The sequence below is a fragment of the Rhizobacter sp. P2_H2 genome (assembly GCF_056403375.1).
The window spans coordinates 1-959 of record NZ_JBFUFP010001524.1 but is presented as its reverse complement, the minus strand read 5'-3'; the positions used below and the strand labels follow the sequence as shown (position 1 = coordinate 959).

Sequence of the window (959 nt, the reverse complement as noted above, 5' to 3'; positions counted from 1 at the left end):
GTCCGAAGGCGCGCGCAGCGGGCGCTCGTTGTCGCCGGCGCAATCGCGCGAGGCGATCGAGGCGGCGGCGCGCGAGGCGGTGCAGGGCGTGGCCGCTGCGCCGCGTGCGCGGTGGCGACTGCCCGCCGCGCCGACGCTGCGTGTGCAATGCCAGACGCCGGCGCTGGCCGATGCGTTCGCGCTGTGGCCAGCCGTGCAGCGCGAGGATGCAGAGACGATCTCGGTCGTGTGCGGCACGGTGCATGAGGCCATCCGCAGCCTCAATGCGCTGTCGGTGATGGCGAACGCCTTGCGCTGAACCTGCCCGGCGCATGCCGGGTTGACAGGCGCCGGAACGCTCTTTATATTGCCATAAGGTTATATAAAGAGAAGGCTATGTGATGGACTCCGCGACGGTTTCCGATCCCCTCGACCTGACCTTTGCCGCGCTGGCCGATCCGACCCGCCGGGCGATGCTGGCGCGGTTGGCAAGCGGCGAGGCGACGGTCAACCAACTGGCCGAGCCGTTCGCGCTGTCGCAGCCGGCGATCTCGAAGCACCTGAAGGTGCTGGAGCGTGCCGGGCTGATCTCGCGCAGCCGTGCCGCGCAGACGCGGCCGTGCCGGCTCGAGGCGGCGCGGCTGCAGGACGTGGCGCAATGGGTCGCCCCGTACCGCGCGCTGTGGGAAGACAGCTTCGACCGACTCGATGCCTTCCTGCAATCCACCTCCAAACCGATACCGAAAGGAAAACGCCATGTCCGCAAACCCTGATCCGACGAGTTTCGTCATCACCCGCGAGTTCCGCCAGCCGCGCGCGGTGGTCTGGAAGGCCTGGAGCGAGCAGGCGCAACTGCAGAAGTGGTGGGGCCCGAAGGGCTGCACGATCGAGGTGCGCCGCTTCGAATTCCAGCCCGGCGGCTTCTTCCACTACGCGATGCATTTCGACGGCGCACCGACGATGTGGGGGCGATTCAACTA

General features: G+C 68.0%; 3 protein-coding genes. All 3 read left to right on the top strand.

Features of this window, described 5'->3' with window-relative positions:
• Nucleotides 1-298: M55 family metallopeptidase (locus AC1D15_RS34460; protein ID WP_477829609.1), on the top strand; the 298-nt coding region annotated here is incomplete at its 5' end.
• 82 nt (nucleotides 299-380) lie between these two features.
• Nucleotides 381-752: an ArsR/SmtB family transcription factor gene (locus AC1D15_RS34455; protein WP_477829608.1), complete on the top strand. Its 372-nt coding sequence runs from the start codon at nucleotides 381-383 to the stop codon at nucleotides 750-752.
• On the top strand, nucleotides 736-959 hold a 224-nt coding region (locus AC1D15_RS34450; protein WP_477829607.1), incomplete at its 3' end, for an SRPBCC domain-containing protein. The genes AC1D15_RS34455 and AC1D15_RS34450, both read left to right, overlap by 17 nt.